Annotated in this window: 18 protein-coding genes; 16 read left to right on the top strand and 2 right to left on the bottom strand. The window is 45.2% G+C overall.

Translation table 11 applies throughout. The features are described 5' to 3' along the window. Positions 1 to 177: 177 nt before the first annotated feature. The 5 genes from FG11_RS08125 to FG11_RS08110 all read left to right on the top strand — a co-directional run bounded on the left by FG11_RS08125 (position 178) and on the right by FG11_RS08110 (position 9,523). The gene (locus tag FG11_RS08125; protein ID WP_025224704.1) at positions 178 to 3,747 is read left to right on the top strand and encodes a TonB-dependent receptor domain-containing protein; all 3,570 of its coding nucleotides are present in this window, start codon (positions 178 to 180) and stop codon (positions 3,745 to 3,747) included. 36 nt (positions 3,748 to 3,783) lie between these two features. Further along, the gene (locus FG11_RS13610) at positions 3,784 to 3,927 is read left to right on the top strand and encodes a hypothetical protein (RefSeq protein WP_160277148.1); all 144 of its coding nucleotides are present in this window, start codon (positions 3,784 to 3,786) and stop codon (positions 3,925 to 3,927) included. Between the two features lie 187 nt (positions 3,928 to 4,114). Next, positions 4,115 to 4,633, top strand: coding sequence for an RNA polymerase sigma factor (locus FG11_RS08120; protein ID WP_025224703.1), 519 nt, complete (start codon positions 4,115 to 4,117; stop codon positions 4,631 to 4,633). A gap of 4 nt (positions 4,634 to 4,637) precedes the next feature. Beyond that, a complete protein-coding gene (locus FG11_RS08115) occupies positions 4,638 to 5,624 on the top strand; it encodes a FecR family protein (RefSeq protein WP_025224702.1) in 987 nt (328 codons plus the stop codon). A gap of 77 nt (positions 5,625 to 5,701) precedes the next feature. Next, positions 5,702 to 9,523: a TonB-dependent receptor domain-containing protein gene (locus tag FG11_RS08110; RefSeq protein WP_047534198.1), complete on the top strand. Its 3,822-nt coding sequence runs from the start codon at positions 5,702 to 5,704 to the stop codon at positions 9,521 to 9,523. A 21-nt stretch (positions 9,524 to 9,544) separates the two neighbouring features. Here the strand turns inward: FG11_RS08110 and FG11_RS08105 are convergent, their stop codons facing one another. After that, complete coding sequence (locus tag FG11_RS08105; RefSeq protein WP_235276362.1) at positions 9,545 to 10,393, bottom strand: lysophospholipid acyltransferase family protein; 849 nt, start codon at positions 10,391 to 10,393, stop codon at positions 9,545 to 9,547. A 93-nt stretch (positions 10,394 to 10,486) separates the two neighbouring features. Between FG11_RS08105 and FG11_RS08100 the strand changes: the two genes are divergently transcribed. The 11 genes from FG11_RS08100 to FG11_RS08050 all read left to right on the top strand — a co-directional run bounded on the left by FG11_RS08100 (position 10,487) and on the right by FG11_RS08050 (position 22,703). Continuing rightward, positions 10,487 to 11,311 carry a lipopolysaccharide kinase InaA family protein gene (locus FG11_RS08100; protein ID WP_047534196.1) on the top strand — a complete coding sequence of 275 codons (825 nt, stop codon included), beginning with the start codon at positions 10,487 to 10,489 and terminating at the stop codon, positions 11,309 to 11,311. Positions 11,312 to 11,333: 22 nt separating this feature from the next. Further along, entirely contained in the window at positions 11,334 to 12,125 is a 792-nt protein-coding gene (locus tag FG11_RS08095; protein ID WP_047534193.1) for a glycosyltransferase family 2 protein, read from the top strand. A 21-nt stretch (positions 12,126 to 12,146) separates the two neighbouring features. Then, positions 12,147 to 13,019 carry a 2OG-Fe(II) oxygenase gene (locus FG11_RS08090; RefSeq protein WP_047534192.1) on the top strand — a complete coding sequence of 291 codons (873 nt, stop codon included), beginning with the start codon at positions 12,147 to 12,149 and terminating at the stop codon, positions 13,017 to 13,019. Positions 13,020 to 13,052: 33 nt separating this feature from the next. Next, positions 13,053 to 14,537, top strand: a complete 1,485-nt coding sequence (locus FG11_RS08085) for a lipopolysaccharide kinase InaA family protein (RefSeq protein WP_052184989.1) — start codon at positions 13,053 to 13,055, stop codon at positions 14,535 to 14,537. A 23-nt stretch (positions 14,538 to 14,560) separates the two neighbouring features. Then, entirely contained in the window at positions 14,561 to 16,279 is a 1,719-nt protein-coding gene (locus FG11_RS08080) for a carbamoyltransferase family protein (RefSeq protein ID WP_047534182.1), read from the top strand. A 177-nt stretch (positions 16,280 to 16,456) separates the two neighbouring features. Then, a complete protein-coding gene (gene edd, locus FG11_RS08075; protein ID WP_020182575.1) occupies positions 16,457 to 18,271 on the top strand; it encodes a phosphogluconate dehydratase in 1,815 nt (604 codons plus the stop codon). 167 nt (positions 18,272 to 18,438) lie between these two features. Further along, a complete protein-coding gene (gene eda / locus FG11_RS08070; RefSeq protein ID WP_025224694.1) occupies positions 18,439 to 19,065 on the top strand; it encodes a bifunctional 4-hydroxy-2-oxoglutarate aldolase/2-dehydro-3-deoxy-phosphogluconate aldolase in 627 nt (208 codons plus the stop codon). A 69-nt stretch (positions 19,066 to 19,134) separates the two neighbouring features. Next, positions 19,135 to 19,818 (top strand): HAD family hydrolase, encoded by a 684-nt coding sequence (locus tag FG11_RS08065; RefSeq protein WP_047534180.1) that lies wholly within the window; start codon positions 19,135 to 19,137, stop codon positions 19,816 to 19,818. Positions 19,819 to 19,832: 14 nt separating this feature from the next. Next, positions 19,833 to 20,528: a hypothetical protein gene (locus tag FG11_RS08060; RefSeq protein ID WP_052184988.1), complete on the top strand. Its 696-nt coding sequence runs from the start codon at positions 19,833 to 19,835 to the stop codon at positions 20,526 to 20,528. Positions 20,529 to 20,530: 2 nt separating this feature from the next. After that, positions 20,531 to 21,739, top strand: coding sequence for an O-antigen ligase family protein (locus FG11_RS08055; protein ID WP_047534177.1), 1,209 nt, complete (start codon positions 20,531 to 20,533; stop codon positions 21,737 to 21,739). 1 nt (position 21,740) lies between these two features. After that, on the top strand, positions 21,741 to 22,703 hold the full coding sequence (locus tag FG11_RS08050; RefSeq protein ID WP_047534174.1) for a glycosyltransferase family 2 protein: 963 nt from the start codon (positions 21,741 to 21,743) through the stop codon (positions 22,701 to 22,703). Here the strand turns inward: FG11_RS08050 and waaF are convergent. Then, positions 22,672 to 23,688 carry a lipopolysaccharide heptosyltransferase II gene (gene waaF / locus FG11_RS08045; RefSeq protein WP_047534171.1) on the bottom strand — a complete coding sequence of 339 codons (1,017 nt, stop codon included), beginning with the start codon at positions 23,686 to 23,688 and terminating at the stop codon, positions 22,672 to 22,674. The genes FG11_RS08050 and waaF overlap by 32 nt on opposite strands. Positions 23,689 to 23,696: the final 8 nt, after the last annotated feature.

Raw genomic sequence — 23,696 nt, 5'->3', positions numbered from 1 at the left:
AAATGTACGTTCTCTCAAGTAATGTCATCGTTTTTTTTCATCAATAGATGAATCATGTCTTTGGGCCTGATATTTAAATACGTTCAAAGTTAAAATTTATTATTTAGGCACTGTCTGTTTCTGTTTTTGCTTCGTCAAGGTAATCAATACCACCATTATTTGGCGAAAGAAAAACGCATGTATAAATCACTCTCTACGCTCACTGCCTTAACAGCATTGTTTTCTATGCAGGCTGCCACAGCAGAAACAGGTTTGCCCGAGGCTGAACTTAAAAAATCCTATCAATCGCTACAACAAGCTAAACCATACCAAATACCGGCAGGTACGCTCAGCCAAAGGCTGAATCAATATGCGCAGCAAAGTGGCGTCGATTTAGTATTTGACCCTGATTTAGCACTCAATAAATCGACAAACGGTTTAAAAGGAAGCTATACCACCCAACAAGGTTTTGAGACTTTGCTACAAGGCAGTGGGCTAGAAGCGCAGCCAGATGGTAAGGGCGGCTACGCCATTAAACGCAAAGGTGCAATTAATCAGGAGAAAAAAGCAGAGACGATACAGCTAGACGAAATCCAAGTCCGTGCCAAACGCTTCTACGAGATAGGTCCCTTACCTGGATTAGGGTTAACCAAAGACCAAATCCCCGGCAACGTACAAAGCATCACTGCTAAAGAGATCAAAGACTCTCACTCATTAAGCATCACTGACTTAATGAACAAAAAGCTCCAGTCAGTCACCGTCAATGACTATCAAGGCAATCCCTTTCAAATGGACGTCTCCTATAGAGGCTTTACCGCAGGCCCGCAAATCGGCACACCACAAGGATTAAGTGTTTTCTTTGATGGTATTCGAGTGAATGAGCCATTCGGTGATGTGGTGAACTGGGACATGATCCCCATGAACGCCTTAGCCAGTGTCGATGTATTCCCAGGTTCTAATCCTATCTTCGGTTTAAATACATTAGGTGGCGCATTTACAGTTAAAACCAAAGATGGTTTTAATTACGAAGGCGTCGATGCAGAAGTTTTATACGGGTCATTCAACCGTAAACAACTGCAAGTAGAAGGTGGTTGGAACAACGGTACAGTGGCTTTATTTGGTGCAGGTAACTTCTTTCTGGAAGATGGTTGGCGTGATAACTCACCAAGCAAGGTGAACCAGTTCTTTGGTAAAGCGAGTTACAGAGGAGACAAGTTAGATCTGAGTTTGAGTACGCTGATTGTGGGAACAGATTTAACGGGTAATGGATTACTACCCAGTGAGGAATATGCGAGAGACCCCTCAAGTGTATTCACGAGTCCGGACACCACTAAAAACAGGTTGCAACAGTTTCAACTAAGCAGTAATTATTTCGTCAATGATAACTTTACTGTCACAGGGCAGGTGTACCGCCGTAATAGTAAACGCCATCAAGTGGGTGCAGATGTGATGCGAGATTATGATGGGGGGTTAGTAGCTAGACGTTTATTAGATCCATCAGAACAATACACTTGTTTATATAGGGTTAGTGATAGTGCAAATGCATATGGACCAGGTAGCCAAGCCAATCGCTACGGGGTGCCAGATTACCTTGTGTTACCGGTGGTGTACACAAATACAGGGCAGGGTAATAACGTTGATTTTTCAAATACCAATTTAGCGCAAGACTTTAATAACGGTACGCTAGATATTAATAATTACACCAACTTAATTAATTCTGAACTACCAGAAGACGTGTTGACGGCATTTCGCTATATTTACGAACAGAATAAAAACTTTAGGGAATTTAATGCTTACACACGAGGTAATACGCCGCCACCTCTAAACGGGCCAAATGACCCCAACTTTTTTAATGAGAATTCTTTTGATAGCTCATTTGGAACAATATTTACCCCCTACAGCGCGGGTGGAATTGTGTATGACGAGTCAAATTATTTTTTTACTAGAGACCCCAATACGAATGCTGTCATCAAAAATTATGTAATGGTTTTAACACCGCTTAACATGGCAGCATGCGATGCCTCAAATTTTAATTCCAATCCTTTGGAGCGCTATGACCCAGATACCTTTGCACCAATATTGGTAGATGGATTTGAATTAAATCAGCCAGGTGTGGTAGAAGGCACACCAACGGCTTTATTCACAGATAATCAAATTGACCAAATCACTGATGGTGCCTCTGTACAACTTAACTGGAATTTTGAGCATCATAAATTTATGGTGGGCGCTTCAATTGATTCTGCCAGTGCTGAATATACGAATGAGCAAAAATTGGGCTTTTTAGATGCGAATAGAAGAGCCTATTTAGATCCAGCACAAGCGCATCCACAATTTGCCACTGCATTTGTCGGTTACAAAAACAATGATTTTGAAGGCACCAACATCACCAAAAGTATTTACTTTAGCGAGACTTGGACACCCAGCGAAGCGTGGAACTTTAGTGCGTCTGGTCGTTATAACCAGACCCGCACCAAAAACAAAATTGCTGCCAGAAGCGGCTTTTTAAATTTGGGTGTTGGTGAGATTATCTCAGAGCCAGATAGATATAACGTGTGCGGGGATACCAATAGGGATGGGGTTGTGACGATGGAAGATTGTGCGGGTATTCCACTAGGCTATCGCCCGCTTAATTTAAGAAGAGTGCTTGACCCAGCGGAAACCGAGAAATTCAGTTATTACTCGTTTAATCCATCGTTGGGAGCCACATGGCAAGCTAAAGAGAATTTAAATTTATTTGCAAACTGGTCGAAAGGTACGCGTACTCCAAGCGCAATTGAATTGGGATGCGCATTGGATAGAACACCATCTGGTCCTCTTTTAAGTGATGGTCAAGGTGGAACTTATCAGGAGCCTAAGAGCGTTGCTGAAAATCGCCAATGTTCGTTACCCACTGCCTTATCTGGTGATCCCTATTTACCTCAAATTAGAGCCACTACTTACGATATTGGTATGCGTGGAACGTTAAATAATCTTTTAGGTGCTGAAGCTATACAGTGGAATTTGGGTGCTTATCAAACCGATCTAAAAGATGATATTTATTTCGTAACGGCTGGGGGTGGGTCAGGATTTTTTGACACAATCGGCAAAACGCGACGCCGTGGTATCGAAGCTGGCTTATCGGGTAGAAAAGATAAATGGGGGTTTGGTATCAATTACGGACTGACAGACGCCACATTTCAAAGCAACTTCTTGATGTTAAGTGAAGACAACAGCAGTGCTAAGTTTATAGTGCCTTTTGGGATGAATGTCATTGAAGTTGAAAAAGGTAATCGTATGCCGGGCATATCTTTGCATAATCTAAATGCCAATATCAGTTATGAAGTTACTTCAAAATGGCAGGTTGGTTTAAGTGCAGTGATGCATAGCGAAAGCTTTGTGCGAGGCAATGAAAATAATAAACATAAAGTGGGCGTGACAAAAACCATTGAATATTTAGACCCTAATATAGGTGTCGTCATAGCATCACGGCAACCCACAACTAATCCAGGAAAAGTGCCGGGTTATGCCACCTTTAACTTTCAGACCAGCTACAAATTTAATAGCGAGTGGACAGCTAGTATGCAGGTAACAAACCTATTTGATAAAGAGTATTTCACTGCTGGCCGCTTGGGTAGCAATCCATTTTCTCCAAGTATCAACGGTGCTGTTGGGGTAAGTGGATATAACCATAATTCAGGTGATTGGCTTAGCACAAATTTTATTGCACCAAGTACTCCAAGAGCTGTCTGGTTTAGCTTGAATTGGCAGTTTGACCCGAATAAACAATAGTGATTTTGAGCGATGCCAATGAAAAGAATATTCTCAATGAGCAAAGCTCTTTTTATGGCTAGACATTGGTTAAATGGCTTGTTTAACCATGAGCGGTGGTTACTTATTTTACCGGGGTTGTTTTGCTTACTGCTGGTGATTGAACTGGTCGTGGTGTTGAGATACTTTCAATTGATTTAGCACATGATGTTTTAGAGTATTGATTAGATAAAATACTAGCGTAGCTTTGGCTAAAAAGCTGAGCAGTGCTGGTTGATTACAACCAATTTTTTGGTTGTTTTCAGAGAGGTGGACAATGGCCTCCTAATTAGATCAGTGAGTTAGTTGATATTGTTTGGTGGCATAAATATTGCAGATTTAGCCAGTTATGGAAAAGACGTTAACTTGGTGTGGGATTAATCTGGAATGGGCCTATTCCGATTTGTTGGGCTATATCCGCTATAAAGTGGCTTGCCCGCATTTGGCTAAAGATATTCTGCATGATGCGCTGATTCGATATACGGTTTCAAACGGTATACGCTTTCATAAAGAGCCGCACGCTTATATTCGTACCATTGCCAGTAATCTGATTGTGAATGAATACCATGCCGGGCAACGCTTTGTCTCGTTAGATGGAGAGCTTGGACTTAACCGTGAGTGGATAGACACACCAACGCTTTCGACAGAGAGGTTAGTCGATATCAAGCAGCGTTTAGAATATATTCAACAAATTTTAGATCAATTGCCTCCCCGTTGCCGTCAGGTATTTTGGTTGTACCGGGTAGAGGGTTATACACACAGCCAAATCGCAGAAAAATTAGAAATCAGTAAAAACATGGTGGAACGGCATGCAATGCGCGCACTGTTGGATTTGAGCAATGCCCGTGAATTGATTGAGATGGAATAGCACCATGTCTAAACTGCCAGACACAATCAAACAAGCGGCTATTCGCTGGTATATGCAGATGCGCGATGCTGCGCCCGATGCGCCAGAGCGCACGGCATTTGAAACTTGGTTGTTAGCAGATGTGCGACACCAAAGTGCTTATCGCTTAGTCACTTCCACTATGGAAGATTTTACTTCTACAGATCGTTTGAAAAATCTTTCTGATGCACTGACGCAACAACAATACTTTGAAAAGACTCAGCGTAGCAGGAAGCTGACCAAACTGGGCTCAGGCATGGCCGTTTTACTGCTTTGTTTGGGTCTGGGCTGGTTTGGTCAAATCCAATATGCAGCTTGGCAAGCCATGCCTATTGCGCAGCACACACAAAACACGGCTGTTGCGCAAATTAGCCAGCGTAAGTTAGAGGATGGTTCCGTAGTCACCGCCAATGCTAATAGTGAGTTGGATATCATTTTTTATCGTCATCAGCGGGTGGTGCATATTAAGCGCGGAGAGGCTATTTTTGATGTGGCCAAAGATAGCGAGCGACCATTCATTGTGCAAACGGCGCAAGCCAAAGTGACGGTGTTGGGTACGCGCTTTGCCGTCAATCAGCTTGCCAACCGCGTACGTGTGAGTGTAGACCATGGGCGGGTGCAAGTAGCACGTGCTGATGATGCGCAAGCGCCGCTGTTGCTACGTGACGGTGAAGTGGCTGAAATTGTTGCAAATGATGTACCAAAACGTGTGAATCGCCATGCAGGGGACGGGTTTGGTTTTGCCCAAGGATTGATTGTGTTTGATCAGGCCGACATGCAGGAAGTGGCTGAAACACTTTCACGCTATCGCCAACAGCCAATACAAGCAAAATTCTTTGGTCAGACTTCTCCCAACGTGAATGCGGTACTTAAAACTAAAGAAATCAACGACTTTATTCGCGGATTACCACAATCCTTACCTGTCACATTGCAACAGACATCTGAGCAACTTGTTATTCAGCCGCGTCCATAATTTTTTTGCAAGCATATCAGGTGTTTTCTCACCTCAATGGTCATCCCAGTATAACCATGTGTTTTCTGGATTGAATCATGCAAAAAAACAAAGCTGTACGTATGGTGTTTGCGGTTGTTGCCGGGGCAACACTCCAAACTTTTGTGCCAACATTATGGTCGGCAGAACTTAACACACAACTGCCTGCCGAGCAGGAAGAGCAGTTTTTAGTCCCCATCACCGTAGATATGCCAGCCCAACCATTGGGGGCGGCATTGCGTCAGTTTGCCCTACAAACCAACTTATCCCTCACTGTAGATAGCGCCCTTATCTTGGAGAAAAAAGCCAGTGCCTTGAAAGGGCGCATGTCACGTCAAGAAGCCTTGAATAGGTTGCTGGAAAGAAGCGGGCTGCAAGGCAAGATCGACGGTACAAAAGTGCTGATTCAAAAACAAGATATTAAGGCGGAAGACAAAAAAATCCAGCTTGACCAAATCAACGTACGCGCCAAGCGATTTTATGAAGTAGGGCCACTACCGGGCTTGGGTCTCACCAAGGAACAAATTCCAGGCAACGTGCAAACGCTTACTGCCAAAGACATTAAAGAAGCACATTCAGTCAGTATTACAGATTTAATGAATCAAAAACTGCAATCGGTTACTGTCAATGACTATCAAAGCAACCCGTTTCAGATGGATCTGCAATACCGTGGCTTTACCGCCTCACCGCAACTAGGCACTGCGCAAGGCATCTCTGTCTTTCTTGACGGCATTCGTGTGAATGAGCCATTTGGGGATGTGGTGAATTGGGACATGATTCCCATGAACGCACTCAGCAGTCTTGATATCTTTCCCGGCTCCAACCCTGTATATGGTCTAGGTACCTTGGGCGGTGCGCTGAGCATGCGCACCAAAAGCGGTTTTGATGGCCAGTCATTAGATGCTGAAGTGCTTGCTGGTTCTTTTGGCCGTAAGCAACTGCAACTATCTGCGGGAAACAATAACGGAGTAATTGCTGGTTTTGTCTCAGGCAATTTTTTTATGGAAGATGGTTGGCGTGATGACTCCCCTAGTAAAGTCAATCAGGTGTTCGGTAAAGCAGAATGGCAGAGCGAACGTACTCGTTTAGGCTTGTCTATGCTCTATGCCGGTAACAAGCTCACCGGCAACGGTTTGCTTCCGCAACAAATGGTCGACCAAAACCCCCAGCAGGTATATACCTCGCCCGATGAAAGTAAAAATGATCTGCTGCAATTCCAGCTGTCTGGCGTTTGGGATGTTACTGACACTTTTAACATTACCGGCCAGATTTACAATCGTAAGAGCAAGCGCAAAAGCCACACCTCAGATGTAAATGAAAATTTCGGGGGAGATGACGACATCCCGGCAACTGCGAGTACCAGAGATCGAAGTCGGCAATTATTGCCAGGGTTACCGGATATCAATCGTGACGGTTTGCCCGACTATAACGATTACCTGATGAATGTGGCTGCCGATTCAAATTACAACCCGTTGGCAAGGTATGTTGACCCGGTGAGTGGCGCTGTAACTATAGCGGCTTGTACGGATCCTAATGATCCTTGTACAAATAATTTAATTTATGGCACCAATTTCGGTACTCAGGCCCAATATCTTGATGAAAATAATCAATGGCAAAATGTGACAGATCAAGTTCAGGTGGCTGCTTCAGATGGCTCAAGTAATCCGGTATGGAACTGGACCTACGATCCGCGCATAGGGAATGATTTTACTGGCCCAGGGGGCAATATGGGTGCTTCAACCATCCCTGGTGCGTTTAACGCTACTGTATCTTCCCCAGAGTATGCCAGATTGGTGCGGTTTGCCTGGGAGAACAGGGCTGCAATGAAAGCGACCAATAATCTTTATGGGTTATCCGCAGGGATTACACATATGGCAAATACCTCACACCCAGGTTCCGGAAACATTAGTTATATTTATGATGTGGTTCCTACAGGCACAGCAGGAGGGGTGTTTGGGGGATATACCGATTCGTCTGGTTTTTTTCATAGCTATTGGGAGTTAGCCGAACCGATTAATAGAGGTCTCTATTCTGAGTTGTGTGCAATGACTGGGACAGGCAACATAGGATCAACGCCTTGTGTTAAAGATGCCAACGGTAATTACATTTATCGCGATGGTAGGGCTGCAGCAATTGATAATGGTTCAGGATTTCCATATCAAGCCACAGGCTACATAGAGGGTACGCCAACTGCTATTTTTAACGATACGAAAATTGATCAGCTGGGTAAAGGTGCCGCTTTACAGCTTAACTGGAACCTGGATCACCACAAGTTAATGGTGGGCGGATCGTTTGATACATCAGACAGCACTTATGACAGCAAACAATATCTTGGGTTTTTGGATAAAAATAGACATGGATATGTAGACCCTAGCCAATTAGGATGGGAGTACTCAGCCAACAGCCCAGAACGAGGTTTTGCGCTAAATGACTTCAAAGGAGATAACACTACCAAAAGCGTGTACTTTAGTGAAACTTGGACGCCTACTAAAACACTGAACATCAATGCTTCAGCACGATTTAACCACACTGTAGTAAATAACAAGCTAGATGTGAGCAAGCTTGGCTCATTTGGCGATGTGAATAGAATTGTAAACTTACTGAACTATCCAGCTTTATGTACCGACAATAACAACGACGGTACCATAGAGGCCAGCGAATGTCCGACGGGATTGGATGGATATATTGTGCCATTTGACCCAAGTTACGGTTATATGGGAGATGGCTTTTTAGGAAGTGATGGTAAAAATATTCTTGCCATGGCAACAGGTGAGAAAGAACGGTTCAAATACCGTTCATTCAACCCATCACTAGGAATGACTTGGCAAGCACAAGAGAATTTGAATTTATATGGTAACTGGAGCCGTGGCGCCAGAACGCCTACCACGATTGAACTGGGCTGTGCTTTCGATGATAGTCCAGTCTTTGATGGCTACGATAGCAATGGTAACCCTAAGTATGCTAAGAGAACTTGGCGTGAGCGACGTAGCTGCAACCTGCCTGGGGCCATGTCAGGTGACCCTTATTTGAAGCAAGTGCGCTCCAAAAGCCTTGAGTTTGGGGCTAGAGGGCAATTGACAGAAGATATCGAATGGAACGCCAGTGTGTATCGCACCGATTTAACCGATGATATTTATTTTGTTTCGGTGAATGCGACGCAAAGCTATTTTCAGAATATTGGCGATACCCGTCGCCAAGGTCTGGAGATGGGTTTAAAAGGTACAGCTGGTAAAGCTAGTTTTGGTATTAACTATGGGTTGACCGATGCCACCTTCCAATCGAAGTTTATCTTGGCTAGCCCTAACAATAGCAGTGCCGGCAGTATCTATGACATCAATTACGATAAAGAGGGTACTTTTGAGCAAATTAAGGTAAAACCGGGTAATCGCATGCCAGGTATTCCACTACATAACCTAAATGCTAACTTCAGTTACGAGGTGACCGATAAATGGAATATTGGACTCAATATGGTGATGCATTCCGAGGCATTTGTGCGTGGCAATGAGAATAACAAACATAAAGCCGGACCTGCATCACCAATTACGGGACCTATATGCGGTGGCTATCAATGCACAATCGAACGCACTGGTTTTGGTCCAGGCAAAACAGCAGGCTATACCGTGTTTAACTTTCAAACTAGTTACAAAATTACACCAGAATGGATATTTGGGATGCAAGTGAATAACTTGTTTGATAAAGAATATGCCAGTGCAGGTAGATTGGGTTTAAACGCATTTTCACCTTCGATTCGTGGAGCGATTGGTGAAAGCGGTTTTAACTACAATAGCGCTGACTGGCAAGGTACCAGCTTTTTAGGGATTGGCGCACCGAGATCGGCATTTTTTACTTTGAGCTACCAATTTGTGCCGGATAAAATTTAGGAGTGCTATGTAATTAAGGCGTTACTGCTTAATTGCGTGTCGTCTTTGCTTCCAGCGGTTATAGCTCCACAAATATTGCTCAGGCTTTTGTGCAATTTGCTTTTCAATCGCTTGGTTCAACAGTGTTGAAGTAGCAATAGACTCCACAAGTGTTAAATGAATTGTGTAGCCCTCGCCATCGGCGAGGCGCTCACCAAATGCCATGATGACTGTAGCCCCTGTTTTGACTGCCAGTTTACTCGCCAGCGTCATGGTATAAGCCGGTTTGCCAAAAAACGGCGCCCACTCGCCTTCGCCTTCGGCTGGAATCTGGTCAGGCAAAATGCCAATCGCCTCTCCACGTTTTAACGCTTGCATCAATTTACGTACGCCTTGTGTGTTGGCTTCCGCCAGCGTCACACCCGGGCGGGCGCGCCCCACATTCATCAGGTTTTGTAACCATTTGAGTTTGGCTGGGCGGTATAAAATAGTAATAGGGAGTTTTGCGCCGTAGTAGATAGAGGTGATTTCAAAACAGCCCATATGCGGCGTTAAGAAAATCAACCCTTTTTTTGCTTCCAGTGCGGCGGTGATGTGTTGCCAGCCATGCACTTGTTTGACTAAGTCGAGCAATGCGTCGTCACTTTTTTGCCAAATCGCCAATGTTTCAATCAGCGATTTCCCACTTTCTTCTGCATTGGCTTTCAACACAGCTGTGATATCAGTAGAGACTAATTGGCTTTGTAATAGATTGCGGCGCTGCACTGCTGCACTGCCAGACGAAATGAAAAATAAAATACGTCCTAGGCGAGCGCCAAATTGATGCAACTTTGGAAGCGAGAGTTTCGCTAATAGACTTGAGAATATATGCAGCATGATGATGGTGGGCATTCTAACTTGAAAAACGGATCTGCAAAAATAGTTCGTCAACACTGCTTGATGCGTGCAATTTGATTGCCATGACATAAAGCCTGCTAAAATCATATGTCAGCTTTTTTACAAGGTCATGTCTTGAACACGTTTATCGCGCCCGAGTACGCCAGTCTTCTGCGTTTACATCAGCTAGACGGGTTTACGCAGCTGTGGAACCATGAAGTCAATTGGTTTGAAGCACCCAATCATCGCCGGGGTGGCTGGAGTGGCGTTGCCCGCATGCAGCTTGAGGATGAGGGCAAAGCGCATGGCTTTTTTATTAAAAAACAGCAAAATCATGGTCGTTGGAGTCTTGCTACTTTCCCCAAACAAGAGCCTACATTTCGTCGCGAATTTCAGCATCTGCAATTTCTGCAAGGCAAACAATTTGCAGCGCCAGAAGTGGTATTTTATGGTGAGCAAATAGTAGACGGTAAAATGTGCGCTATTTTAATGACCAAAGAATTGGCGCAATATCAACCATTGGATGTGATCACAGAAGCGACGGATTTTTTTGCGAAACCCAAGCAAATAAAGCAACAGTTGTTACAGGCCGTGGCCACCACCATACGTAGATTGCACGGCTTTCATTTGATGCATCGTGCTTTGTATCCCAAGCATATTTTTGTAAGCAATGCAGAGTCAGCACCTAGCGTGGCATTGATTGATTTGGAAAAAGCCCGCTACAGTCCATTTTTTTGGTATAACGCTTACTTTGATTTGGCGGCATTAAACCGTCACTCGATTGGTTGGAGTAAGACAAGTCGCTTGTACTTTTTTAAGCAATACTGTCAAATTTCGCGATTAACATGGGCGAGCAAGTGGTTCTGTCGGAGCATTATTGCACGTTCAAAACGACAAAAGGCCGGCGCTAAAAAGCGTATTAAAAGTACTTAGTTTGAGATAGAGGAGTCTCGAGTTGGAATCATCATTCAATCATGCAAACCCCGCGTTTAGTATTGCGATCGTCAATTACAAAACGCCGGATCTCACCAAGATTTGTTTGGATTTACTAAAAAAACATATTGATGCCGGGCTGAATGCGCAAGTGTGGGTGGTGGATAATAACTCGCAAGACGAAAGCGCTACTTACTTGCGTAGCCTAGATTGGATCCATTTGATTGTACGGGATGCAGACTATGCAGAAAAAGGTTTTGTCGCGCATGGCCAGGGTTTGGATAGCATTTTAGAAAAAATAGAAACCGACTACGTGTTTTTAATGCATACCGATACCTTTGTGTACGATGCATCCATTTTTAATCAGACCATCCAGCTATTGCACCAACACCAGCATATTGCTGCGCTGGGATGTTTGGAACAGTTGGATCGTGGGCTGGTACGCACCGTTTGGCGTGTGGTGTCACGCTTTTTCAAACGTCATTCCAGACGCTTCAAATTATGGTTGGGTTTGAAGGCCAAGCCGCCCAAATCTTATTTGGAGGCACATATCAAAAGCTTTTTTGCCTGCTGGAATGTAAAAATCATGCGTAAACATGACTATACTTTTTTAATGGGTAATCGTAATCCAGGCTATGAGTTACAAGATTTATTAAAAGCTAAGGGCTATACCATTGGGCTGATTAGCCCGAGAAAGTTGTTTAAATACTTGGATCATGTAGAGGCCGGTACAGTAGGTTTAAATGCAGGGTACACCGAGCAGAATCGCCGGTTTAAACGCAAAAAATCCTTGCTAGAAAAATTGTCAGGGTAAAGTCATCGGGATCAAAAAGACATGAGTGCATCAGAAGCCGTACTGCCTATCCGTTTAGACCAAGGGTTTTCTTTGGACGAAGACACTGCCTTTCAATTAGGCCAAGCGCGCATGGATGCCTATGCGTTTGCCGAGCCATTTGCCCATGCGGTGATGGATCACTTTTTGCCAGAAGCCATGACGGAGTCGTTGTTGGCACACTTTCCAGCAGACCCTAAACAGCACGATAAAGTCTATGAAAAAGGCTATGGCGGTACTCATAAACGCCAAATCTCGCCTTACGATTGTGATGCGCATTTACGTGCCGCATTTGCCTTTTTTAACTCCGCGCAGTTTGTACGCTTTATTGAAGGCATTACCAATATTGAAGGCTTGATTCCAGACCCTTATTTTGCTGGAGGTGGTTTGCACGAGACGAGCAGTGGTGGGTTATTAGGCATCCATGCAGACTTTCAAGTGAACGAGGGGTTGCAACTGTTCAGACGGGTCAACGTATTGATTTATTTAAATAAAGATTGGCAAGAGGCGTATGGCGGTAAATTGGAACTTTGGGATAAAGCCATGACGCATAAGGTGGTTGAAGTTGCGCCAGTCTTTAATCGATGTGTGATTTTTAATACGGATGCTGATAGTTTTCACGGTCACCCAGACCCACTGACGACACCAGCGCACATTACACGTAAATCCATCGCACTGTATTACTACAAAGCACAGCCCATTCAAAATCAAACAGGGGAATCAAGGCATACGCTTTATGTGGCAAGACCGCATGATGATGACAAAACCAAAGCGGATGTGGAGAAACTACGCAAAAAACGCGATAAGCGCGCCAAAAAACAACAGGCAGATGATCAGTTGTCTTTTTTTACACGCATCAAAGCTTGGTTTAAGTAAACGCATGTTGATGTCTGGCATAGGGTGTAACTAATGGGATTGTCTGCTTCTGCACTAGCTTTGCTGGCGCAGCATGGCTTACATGCTGAGGCCATCGCTTTAGCCAATGGTACACAATTGCAATTGCTGTCCGATGTCCGCGTGGTGTCTGGTAAACGATTGGTTGCCAAAGCCACATGGCAAGGGCAGAACGTTTTTGCAAAATTATTTGCTGGTACTCAGGCAAGCCGCTATGCACAGCGCGACCAACAAGGCATTTTAGCGTTACAGGCCGCACAAATTGCTACCCCAACCATATTGGCGTTTGACCAAGTGCAGCACTCGGATGTGCGCGTGATGTTGATTGAAGCGATTGAAGATAGCCAGAATGCTGAAGTGTTTTACACGCAGGCTTCACCCAAAGCACGTTTGCACTTGCTCAGCCAATTGGTGGCAATCGTCGCGCAACAGCATCAGGCAGGCATATTACAAACCGATATGTATTTGAAGAATTTTTTGGTGCAATCTTCTGGCCAAAATGCTATTGAGCGTATTTACAGCATTGATGGCGATGGCATCCGTAAGATAACGGCTTTAAGCCAACATCAAGCGTTACAAAACTTAAGCACGCTGTTGTCCAAAATCGATGTGATTGAATTAGAACAGCATTTGCCGACTTGGCTAGCCTTATATACCAAGACTCGGGGCTGGTCAGCGCCACCAGACGTCCAGCATGTACATCAAATGATTCAAAAGCAGCGTACTGAGATGGCTAGTCGCTATGCTGACCGTAAGGTATTCCGCCAATGTACCGATGTACAAGTGGCACAAAACTCTCAAGGTTTTTTTGCATGCAGCACGTCTTTTTTGCACTTGCCAGTACCTGCTACGGCTGAAGCGCTAGATGCTGTGATGCAGCAATTTACACTGCTCAAAGACGGTAATACGTGTACGGTAGCTAGTACGTCTGTTGCCGGGCAAACCATAGTGATTAAACGGTATAACATTAAAAACCTTGGACATCGGTTCAGCCGTATGTGGCGCCCATCACGTGCAGCAGTTTCTTGGGCCAATGCGTATCGATTGCAATTGTTAGCGGTGCCGACAGCCAAGCCGATTGCATTGTTGGAAACACGCTGCGCTGGCTTGCGTGGTAAAGCTTATTTTTTAAGCGAATATTTGGATGCGCCTGATCTGACAGAGGCATTTTCCGGTCGTTTAGACGGTGTAAGCCGTGCAGCACTGGTCAAAGCGGTGGTGCAATTATGTTATCGACTATGGCGTCTACAAATCTCCCATGGCGATTTAAAGGCCAGCAATATCAAAGTGCTGGCAGGTGAGCCGGTATTGATTGATTTGGATAGCATGCAACAGCACCGTTATGCGTTTTTCGCCAATCGTGCGCATGTCAAAGACCTACAAAGGCTGATGCAAAATTGGAAAGATGACACATCCCTGTATAATGCGTTTGTGAAGAGTTTTAAAGTGGTGTATGCCGATCATACACCACTCATTCAGGCAAAAATTTTAAGTAATTAATCACGTTGAATAGAGTTAACTAGATGATTGTATTAGGGTTATCAGGCGCGTTAGGACATGATGCTTCTGCCGCTATTTTGGTGGATGGCAAAATCATTGCCGCAGCAGAGGAAGAGCGCTTTATTCGCGACAAACATGCAAAAAATAAATTTCCGTACGAAGCCGCCAAGTTTTGTTTAAAGCAAGCAGGCGTTAAGCCAGAAGACGTGGATATTGTTGCATTTCCGTACGCAGAGATACCATTAAGCAGTAACGCACGTTGGCATTATGCTAAGCGCCACTGGTACGCACCAGATCGTGCTTTAGATGCGCTATTTAATGGTAATCGTCGTTTTCGGCGTAACCGTGACAAATCTTTGCAGCTCATGGCAGACTTAGGTTTAAGTAAGGCCAAGTTTGTGCCAGTAGAGCATCACTTGGCGCATGCTTCTAGCGCGTATCACTTAAGCGGCTTTAAAGAAAAAACGGCCATTGTCGGAATTGATGGCAAAGGCGAATATGCCACGACCTTTTTTGGCTATGGCGAAAACGGAAAAATCCATAAGATCAAAGAGTTCTATGATCCGGACTCATTGGGTGGCGTGTATGGTGCCATCACAGAATACCTGGGCTTTGACATGCTGGACGGCGAGTTTAAGGTGATGGGCATGGCACCCTATGGCGACCCGAAAAAATATGATTTATCTGGCCTGATGAAATTTGAAAATGGCGAATTGATCATTAATACCAAATTAGTCAATGTAGTCGGTTTGCGTCGCTATAAAGAAAACGGTAAAGGTTACTACTTTACGCCAGAGCTGATCAAGATGCTTGGGCCTAAGCGCCAGGGCGATGAGATTGATGATCCGTACATTCATTACGCGGCTTCTATCCAAGCCCTGTTGGAAGAGCTTGCGCTGGAAATGATTGAGTATTATCTAGGCGATATTATTCGCGAGACTGGAAAAATCGTGATGGCAGGTGGAGTTGCGCTCAATGTGAAATTGAATCAACGCATTATCGCCATGCCACATGTCAAAGAGCTGTTTGTGCAGCCAGCATCGGGCGATAATGGTACGTCATTAGGCGCCGCCACGTATGCAGCGCATTTGGCGGGCGAAACCATCCATAAAATGGAACACGCCTATTTAGGGCCATCGTTTACGAGTGAAGAGTGTATTGCTGCATGCGAAGCGCACCCTAATAAGCCGATGTTTACTCAAGTGGAAAACTTTCCACAGAAAGCCGCAGAGTTATTGGCTGCAGGCAACCCTTTGGCTTGGTTACAAGGGCGCATGGAGTTTGGGCCACGTTCGTTAGGTTGCCGTAGTATTTTGGGTGATCCCAGCTTTCCAGGTGTGGCGGATCGTATCAATGCGCAGATTAAGTATCGTGAGCGCTGGCGTCCATTCTGTCCAAGCATGTTGGACAAAGTGGCAGCGGATATTCTACAAACAGAGCATCCAGCCCCTTATATGACCTTTACCTTTGATGTGGCTGAGCACTGGAAGTCACGTATTCCAGAAGTGGTGCACGAGGATGGCACCGCGCGCGCGCAAGTGGTGACGCGTGAGACGAATCCACGTTATTACGAATTGATTGAACATTTGGAAAAACTGCGTGGCAATGCTGTGGTGTTGAATACATCATTGAATCGCCGCGGTGAGCCGATGATATGTAGTCCTACCGATGCGCTCAATATGTTTTATGGCTGCGATCTCGAATACCTGATGTTGGAAGACATTCTGGTCACCAAAAAATAGCGCATTGAATAGTATATTAAAATCGTAAGGTATTCATTTTAAAAATTATTTTCTATATTAGCTCTATTCTGGTTTGACGATATGCACCAGTTTAGGGATAATCAAAGCTAGCACAAGGGTAGGAAGTAAAACAATCCGCGTTTTCGCGCGACACCATTATTAGAGTTGAGCATTAGCATGAAACAATCCCATATTGAAGTAACCGAACGCATCATCGAAGTCAGTAGACCCACTCGTACTGCTTATCTGCAACGTGTTGATGAAATTGCCAATCGCCAGCGTGGTGCAGACCGCCTTGGCTGTGCCAACGTGGCGCATGCATTTGCTGCCATGCCATCGAACGATAAATTACGTATTGTGGCGGAAAAAGCGCCGAATATCGGTATTGTAACGGCTTATAACGATATGCTGTCTGCACATCAGCCGTATGCCAATTATCCGGATATTATCAAAGACGAAGCCCATAAATACGGTGCTACCGCACAAGTGGCTGGTGGCGTGCCTGCCATGTGTGATGGCATTACGCAGGGTGAGCCTGGCATGGAACTGTCACTGTTCAGCCGTGACACCATAGCCATGAGTACCGCGATTTCACTATCACATGATGTGTTTGATGCAGCATTATTGTTAGGCGTATGTGACAAAATTGTGCCGGGTCTGCTGATTGGCGCATTACATTTTGGCCATTTACCATGTGTGTTTGTGCCAGCTGGCCCAATGAGCACTGGGATTGATAACACGACTAAATCCAAAGTGCGTGAAAAATATGCCCAAGGTTTGGTGGGGCGTGAAGAGTTATTGGCTTCAGAGTCAGCCGCGTATCATGGTGCAGGCACCTGTACATTCTACGGCACTGCCAACAGCAACCAAATGTTGATGGAAGCCATGGGCTTGCACGTGCCAGGCTCTGCGTTTATCCACCCGCATGATGGCATGCGTGAGATGATGACGCGCGAAGCCGTGAAAATGGTGCTGCATAACACCAAGCGTGATCATTTCACACCGATTGGTAAGTTGGTCGATGAGCATGTGATTGTGAATGCCATGGTAGCTTTATTGGCTACAGGCGGCTCAACTAACCACTTAATCCATTGGGTAGCGATTGCACGCGCTGCTGGTATCATTATTGATTGGACGGATTTCTACCACTTGGCAAAAACTACACCGCTTTTAGCCAGTGTCTACCCAAATGGCAAAGCCGATGTCAATGAATTCCAATCTGCAGGCGGCCCAGCTTTCGTGATTCGTGAATTGATTGATGCTGGTTATATGTACCCAGATGTGTTCACTGTGGCTTATGGTGGTTTACGCGAGTATGGCAAATTGCCTGCCCAAGAAGACAATAAACTGGTTTGGAAAGACCTGCCTAAAGAAAGCAGCGACGAAACGATTGTACGTACGGCTGAACACCCATTTAACGAATCAGGTGGATTGCGCTTGCTCAAAGGTAATTTGGGCCGTAGCGTGATTAAGATTTCTGCGGTACCAGAAGACCGTCACATTATTGAAGCGCCAGCCATTGTGTTTGATGCGCAAGAAGAGTTGCTGGAAGCATTCGATCGCGGTGAATTAGAGCGCGATTTCGTGGCCGTGGTACGTTTTCAAGGCCCTAAAGCCAATGGTATGCCAGAGTTACATAAATTAACGCCACCATTAGCTGTGCTGCAAAATAAAGGCTTTATGGTCGCCATTGTGACAGACGGTCGCATGAGTGGCGCATCTGGGAAAATTCCTGCGGCGATTCATTTGAGTCCAGAAGCCTCTGCCGGCGGCGCTTTAGCCAAAGTACGTACGGGTGATATTATTCGCTTGAATGCCAAAGTGGGCATGGTCAACGTGTTGGTGGATGAAGACGTATGGGCAGAGCGTGAGGTAGAAGAATTATCTGATAGCAAGCGTCAGCATAATGCGCATGGCATTGGCCGTGAGTTGTTTGGCGGCATGCGTCGTAATGTGCTGTCGGCTGAAGAGGGCGCAGTCACCTGGTTGTAAACTTTGCAAATCAAGCGATAACGTTGATGCGCTCGCTTGCCGTACTTGTGTGTACTGTCTGCGCTCTCGCGCTTAGTTCTCGCTTGATTATCAAAGTTTATTCAGCCGTTGCCTCAAAAAACTAAAACTAAAACTAGAATTGATTAATTTTGCAGAATGAGAAAACTATGAGTACATTAGATTTAGCTAATCACGGTCCCGTGATTCCAGTGATTGTGATTAACCGCGTTGAAGATGCTGTGCCAATGGCAGAAGCCTTACTTGAAGGTGGTATTAAGGTGTTAGAAGTGACATTGCGTACTTCATGTGCGCTAGCGGGTATGGAGCAAATTGCTAAACACGTGCCTGATGCTATTTTGGGTTCTGGCACCGTACGTAACTTGAAAGATGCACAAGCCTCTAAAGATGCTGGCTGCCAATTTGCGGTGAGCCCAGGCTACACCAGTGAGTTAGGTCAATTTGCACGCAAAATTGGTTTGCCGTTATTGCCAGGCGTATCTACTGGCTCAGAAATCATGATGGCCAATGCCGACGATTACTACTTTTTAAAACTATTTCCAGCTGTGGCTGTGGGTGGTATTAACTTGCTGAAAGGTTTTTCTGGCCCATTCGGTGATGTGAAGTTCTGTCCTACTGGCGGTGTGACCGTAGAGTCAGCCCCGCAATTCTTAGCATTGCCTAACGTGGTGGTGTGTGGCGGCACTTGGTTAACACCAGCAGATGCAGTGGCACGTGGGGACTGGGCGCATATTACCAAGCTTGCGAAAGAAGCCAGCGCGATTAAAGCGGCGTAATAAGCGACTTAAACGGTATAATGAAGGCTTTGTGCATATAGGCACAAAGCCTTTTTTATTGGAATCAATTTGCTGAATATTGCTGAGTATAAGACCATTGTGTTTGATTGTGATGGCGTCGTTTTGGACTCGAATGTTGTCAAGACAGAGGCGTATTTTCGTACCGCCAAGCGTCTAGGTGTCACCGATGCGCAAGCGCAAGCACTGGTGGATTATCATGTACGGTTAGGTGGTATTTCTCGGTATCATAAGTTTGATTGGTATTTGCGGGAAGTGCTAAAACAGCCTGTGACTAAAGAAGCGATTCAAGTGTGGTTAGATACCTTTGCGGCAGAGTTGGAAGAAGGACTGATGGCTTGTGCGATGGCGGATGGTTTAGAAGCATTAAAAGCGAAAACGCCAGATGCCCCATGGATGATACTGTCTGGTGGTGACCAACAAGAAATTCGAGATTTATTTCATAAAAGAACATTGCCATCCGGAGAGGTATTGGCTAACTTGTTTGCTGGCGGTTTATTCGGTAGCCCTGATAACAAAGATGAAGTGCTTGCACGGGAAAAAGCGAGCGGTCACTTACGTCTACCAGCATTGTTTTTGGGCGATAGCAAGTATGATCATGAGGCGGCTACAAACGCAGGCTTAGATTTTGTATTCTTGAGCGACTGGACGGAGGTTACGGATTGGAAAGCCTTTTGTGAAGAAAATAATATCGAAGTATTGCCCGCTATTGCAAGCTTGCTCAATGTTAAATAGCTGACTTATCGCGCATGTATACACTGTTCAAAGCATTTTTCTTAAACTGGTACCAGCGCAGCACGTTATTGTCCGATGCGCAACTCGCTGAATGGTTAAGTACCAGTGAAATATTGGAACAAGACCATTTTGGTATCAAAGTAGTGCGGTTAACCAATGGCGACATTCTCAAGATATTTCGGGTGAAGCGTACGTTCAGTAGTGCTAATTTCTTTTCGTATGCCAGAAGTTTTTGTAGAAATGAAAAACGTCTGCATCAACTTGCTATTCCAACCATCCAAGTAAAGCAATTGTTTCACCTTAGTAGCGATCATAAATCTGCCGTGCTGTACGCCCCGCTAGAAGGTGTGACAGTAAGAGAGTTGTTTACACGGCACGAACTTACCACTGAGCATGCACAAAAGTTAGGTGCGTTTATGGCAGGTTTGCACGATTTAGGCATTTACTTTCGTGGGCTACACTCTGGCAATATTGTGCTGACACCAGCCGGGCAGTTTGGCTTAATTGATATCTCTGAAATGACGATTTTTCCGTGGCGCTTAGAGCGCAGACGTCGCAAAAGAAATTTTGCCCGCTATTGGCGCAATGCAGCCGAAGCCGAAAACTTTGGCTTATCTAATATAAAAGTCCTGATCAGTGCTTACTGTGCAGCTAGCCAGCGTGTGCATATGCAAGAAGCCGATGTGGCGCGCTACTTATTCAGGCAATAACGATGATGACTATTCCTAATGTATTGAGTTTTAGAGTGATTTTCTCCTTGTTCTGCATAGTCGTGCTTAGCTATTTTTTTCAGGCACTGACATGGGGTAGTGCTTATCGCTCCTTAGCTTATCTTGCATTGTTCCTTGGTTTGGGTGTTTGTTTGTTTCAAGCCGATCAACATAATCAAGATGAGCGTAAAGCATTGTTGAAATGTCTACTGCCGCTCATCACGTTGATTGGTTTGGAGTGGATTGCAACGCTACATTTTCCATGGGATATTAAAACAATAAGGCATATGCTACTGGCAACGGGGTTAATGGCCGGGATTGTATTGATGGCGCGCCATCATGATCGCATCAAGCCTTATTTTTTGCCTACGCTGATATTGGCGGTCTATGCCTATACGCTATTTCAGTGGGTATTTATTCACGTGCTCGGGCAGATGTACGGCACCACCAAAAATCCACATTACTTAGCGATCTATAGTGCATTGTTTTTTGTCACGGCCGCATTTTTAGCGGCCAACTGGAGCCGAGGAGTTCAACGTTACGGGCTGATGTTATCAGCCGTCCTACTGGGTTATTTATTGCTCAATACTTCGTCTAGGCCTACGTGGATAGCGTTGATGATTGCGACGCTGATTGGTGTTGTATGTTTGCGCCATCGCGCGAAAGTCATGTTGATTGGACTCGCCGGCGTGGTGTTTGGACTTTTGTTCTTTTCCGATGCTGGTAATTTCAAAACACGTTTGGATGACTTGGTGATGCATGCAAATACAGAAGAGCGCGTGACGATTTGGGAGGACACTTGGGTGATGCAGCAAAATAGTAGCAAACAACAATGGCTGTTTGGGCATGGTGCAGAGAGTTTTGTGCAAGATTTTCAGCCATATTCGCGCTACTACGCAACGCAAGGCATTACCTATAACAGCCCACATAATGCAGTGCTAGAGGTGCTTTACTTATTTGGTGTGACGGGTCTAGCGGTTGTGGTGTCCTTTATCTTATGGTTGTACTATGCCTTGTTTTCTAGATACTTGAGGCTTCGTCACCAAGCCACACATCGGATGTCAATGATTATTCTATTTTTACTCACAATACTGACTGTAGATTTGGTGGCGGTCAGCATCACGCTGCCATTTTTTGTGAGTATTCATTTGAATGTGGTCGCGCTAGTCATGGGCGTCATGTTCTATTTAGATAGACGGGAGCATACATAATATGCAGCCACCCATTACAGTGGTGATTCCTAATTTTAATGGGGCCACCTTGCTCCAAAAGAACATCCCTTCCGTACTGAAAGCAATGCAGACTTACTCAGGCAAGTCCGCTTTAATTGTGGTGGATGACGGCTCTCAAGACGCTAGTTTACAGGTGCTGAAAGAGCATTTCCCGCAAGTGAAAGTAGTGGTACATGCGCAAAACCAAGGCTTTGCCGAAGCCATCCATAGTGGCGTTAATGCCGCTGAAACTGAGCTGTTGTTTTTATTGAACTCTGATGTAGAAGTGGCTGAGTCGCTATTTGCACCACTGGTACAGTATTTTGAAGATCCCAATACGTTTTCAGTCAATCCCTTAATATATGACGAGCGGGGCGATGTCAAAAGGCATTCTTGGAACCTTCGCCAATTCAAGGCTGGCACGCTTAAACTGATGAGCTGGCGCTTGGAAAAAGCACTTACACTGCGAACAGCAGGCGAGAAATTGCCTGCTGCCTATGCACATGGCGGCTCATTTATGGTGAGAAAGTCTATGTTCAACGCCTTGCAAGGCTTTCATCCAATATTCAAGCCGTTCTATAGTGAGGATTACGATTTAGGTTTGCGCGCATGGCGCAGAGGCTGGGCTAGTTATTTTGAGCCGAGTGTACATATTGTGCACCAGAGTGTGGGTTCTATCCGCTCTAATGTGAAAATGAACCACATTAAAACCATCCGCCGTAGAAACCGCTATATATTAGAGTGGATGCATTTGTCTGCAACCCAATTATGGTTTGGCGCTATTCCAGCTTCCATCGTACAGTTGCTGGGCGAGGTATTGCTGCTGGATAAGGTCAACCTCAGAGGGTTTTATTTGGCATGTGCTAAGTTGCCAGAAGTGATACAGGCCAGACGTGAGATACAAGCAACGCAAACGATGCGCATGACCGATATTATGGATGTGCTGCGACGATTTTGCTCGTGATGGTTTGCGGCTTAATCTGTGTCAAGCAATTCAAATGTCCAAGCGGGCACTGACGTTCAAAACATGGGCTGCACTCCAGCTTTAAGTATTCAATCACTGCATCGGGGTGCATCGGTGGTGTGTGGTAAGGGTCGGAAGAGCCAAAAATGGCAATCAGTTTCTTATCTAAGGCCGCGGCGACATGCATCAAGCCGGAATCATTGCTCACCACCGTATGGCAGAGCGCCATCAAATCAATCGCATCTCCCAGTTTGGTTTTTCCGCCCAAGTTAATGCATTTATCTTGTGTCAGCTGATTGATCTGCTGAGTCACCGGAATATCTTTATCGGAGCCAAAAAGCCACACTTGCCAGCCTTTTGCAATCGCAGCATTGGCGACTTCTGCATAGTATTCGGCAGGCCAGCGCTTGGCTTCTCCGTATTCTGCGCCAGGGCACAGTCCCAGCACTGGAGACTGTAGCGGTGGGATATGTAATGTTTGTACGAGCGTATGCGCATGTGCTAGATCAGCCATTAATGCTGGTCTTGGCAGCACATGCGGTAAATTTTCTGAAGGCGCTAGCCCCAAAGTTACAAATCGCTGCACCGTCATTTTAAGTGTGGCTTTATTCAGTGGGCGGATATCGTTAATCAGTCCGTAACGCATTTCACCCAAAAAGCTCGTCCGTTTTTTAATGCCGGCTGCCCAAGGCAAAATAGCGGATTTAAGCGAATTGGTGAGGATAATGGCTTGTGTATAGCCTTTGTGTTTAAACGCTTTGCCAAATTCTATTCTTTGCCAGAATGCCAGCTCGCCGTGCTTAAACGGGAGTGCAATGGCTTCAGACACTTCTGGCATACGTGCTAATAATGGAAGTGTCCAAGCGGGTGCTGCCACGTCAATCGTGCAATCTGGTCTGTTATTTTTAAGCGTTTTAAACAAGCTTTGTGCAAGCACCATATCGCCTACCCAAGCTGGCCCAAGAATCAGAATTTTTTCTGGCATGACTGATA

It is taken from the genome of Methylotenera sp. N17, from assembly GCF_000799155.1.
In the GTDB taxonomy this organism is placed as follows: domain Bacteria; phylum Pseudomonadota; class Gammaproteobacteria; order Burkholderiales; family Methylophilaceae; genus Methylophilus.
This window is presented reverse-complemented; position numbering and strand designations above follow the sequence as displayed.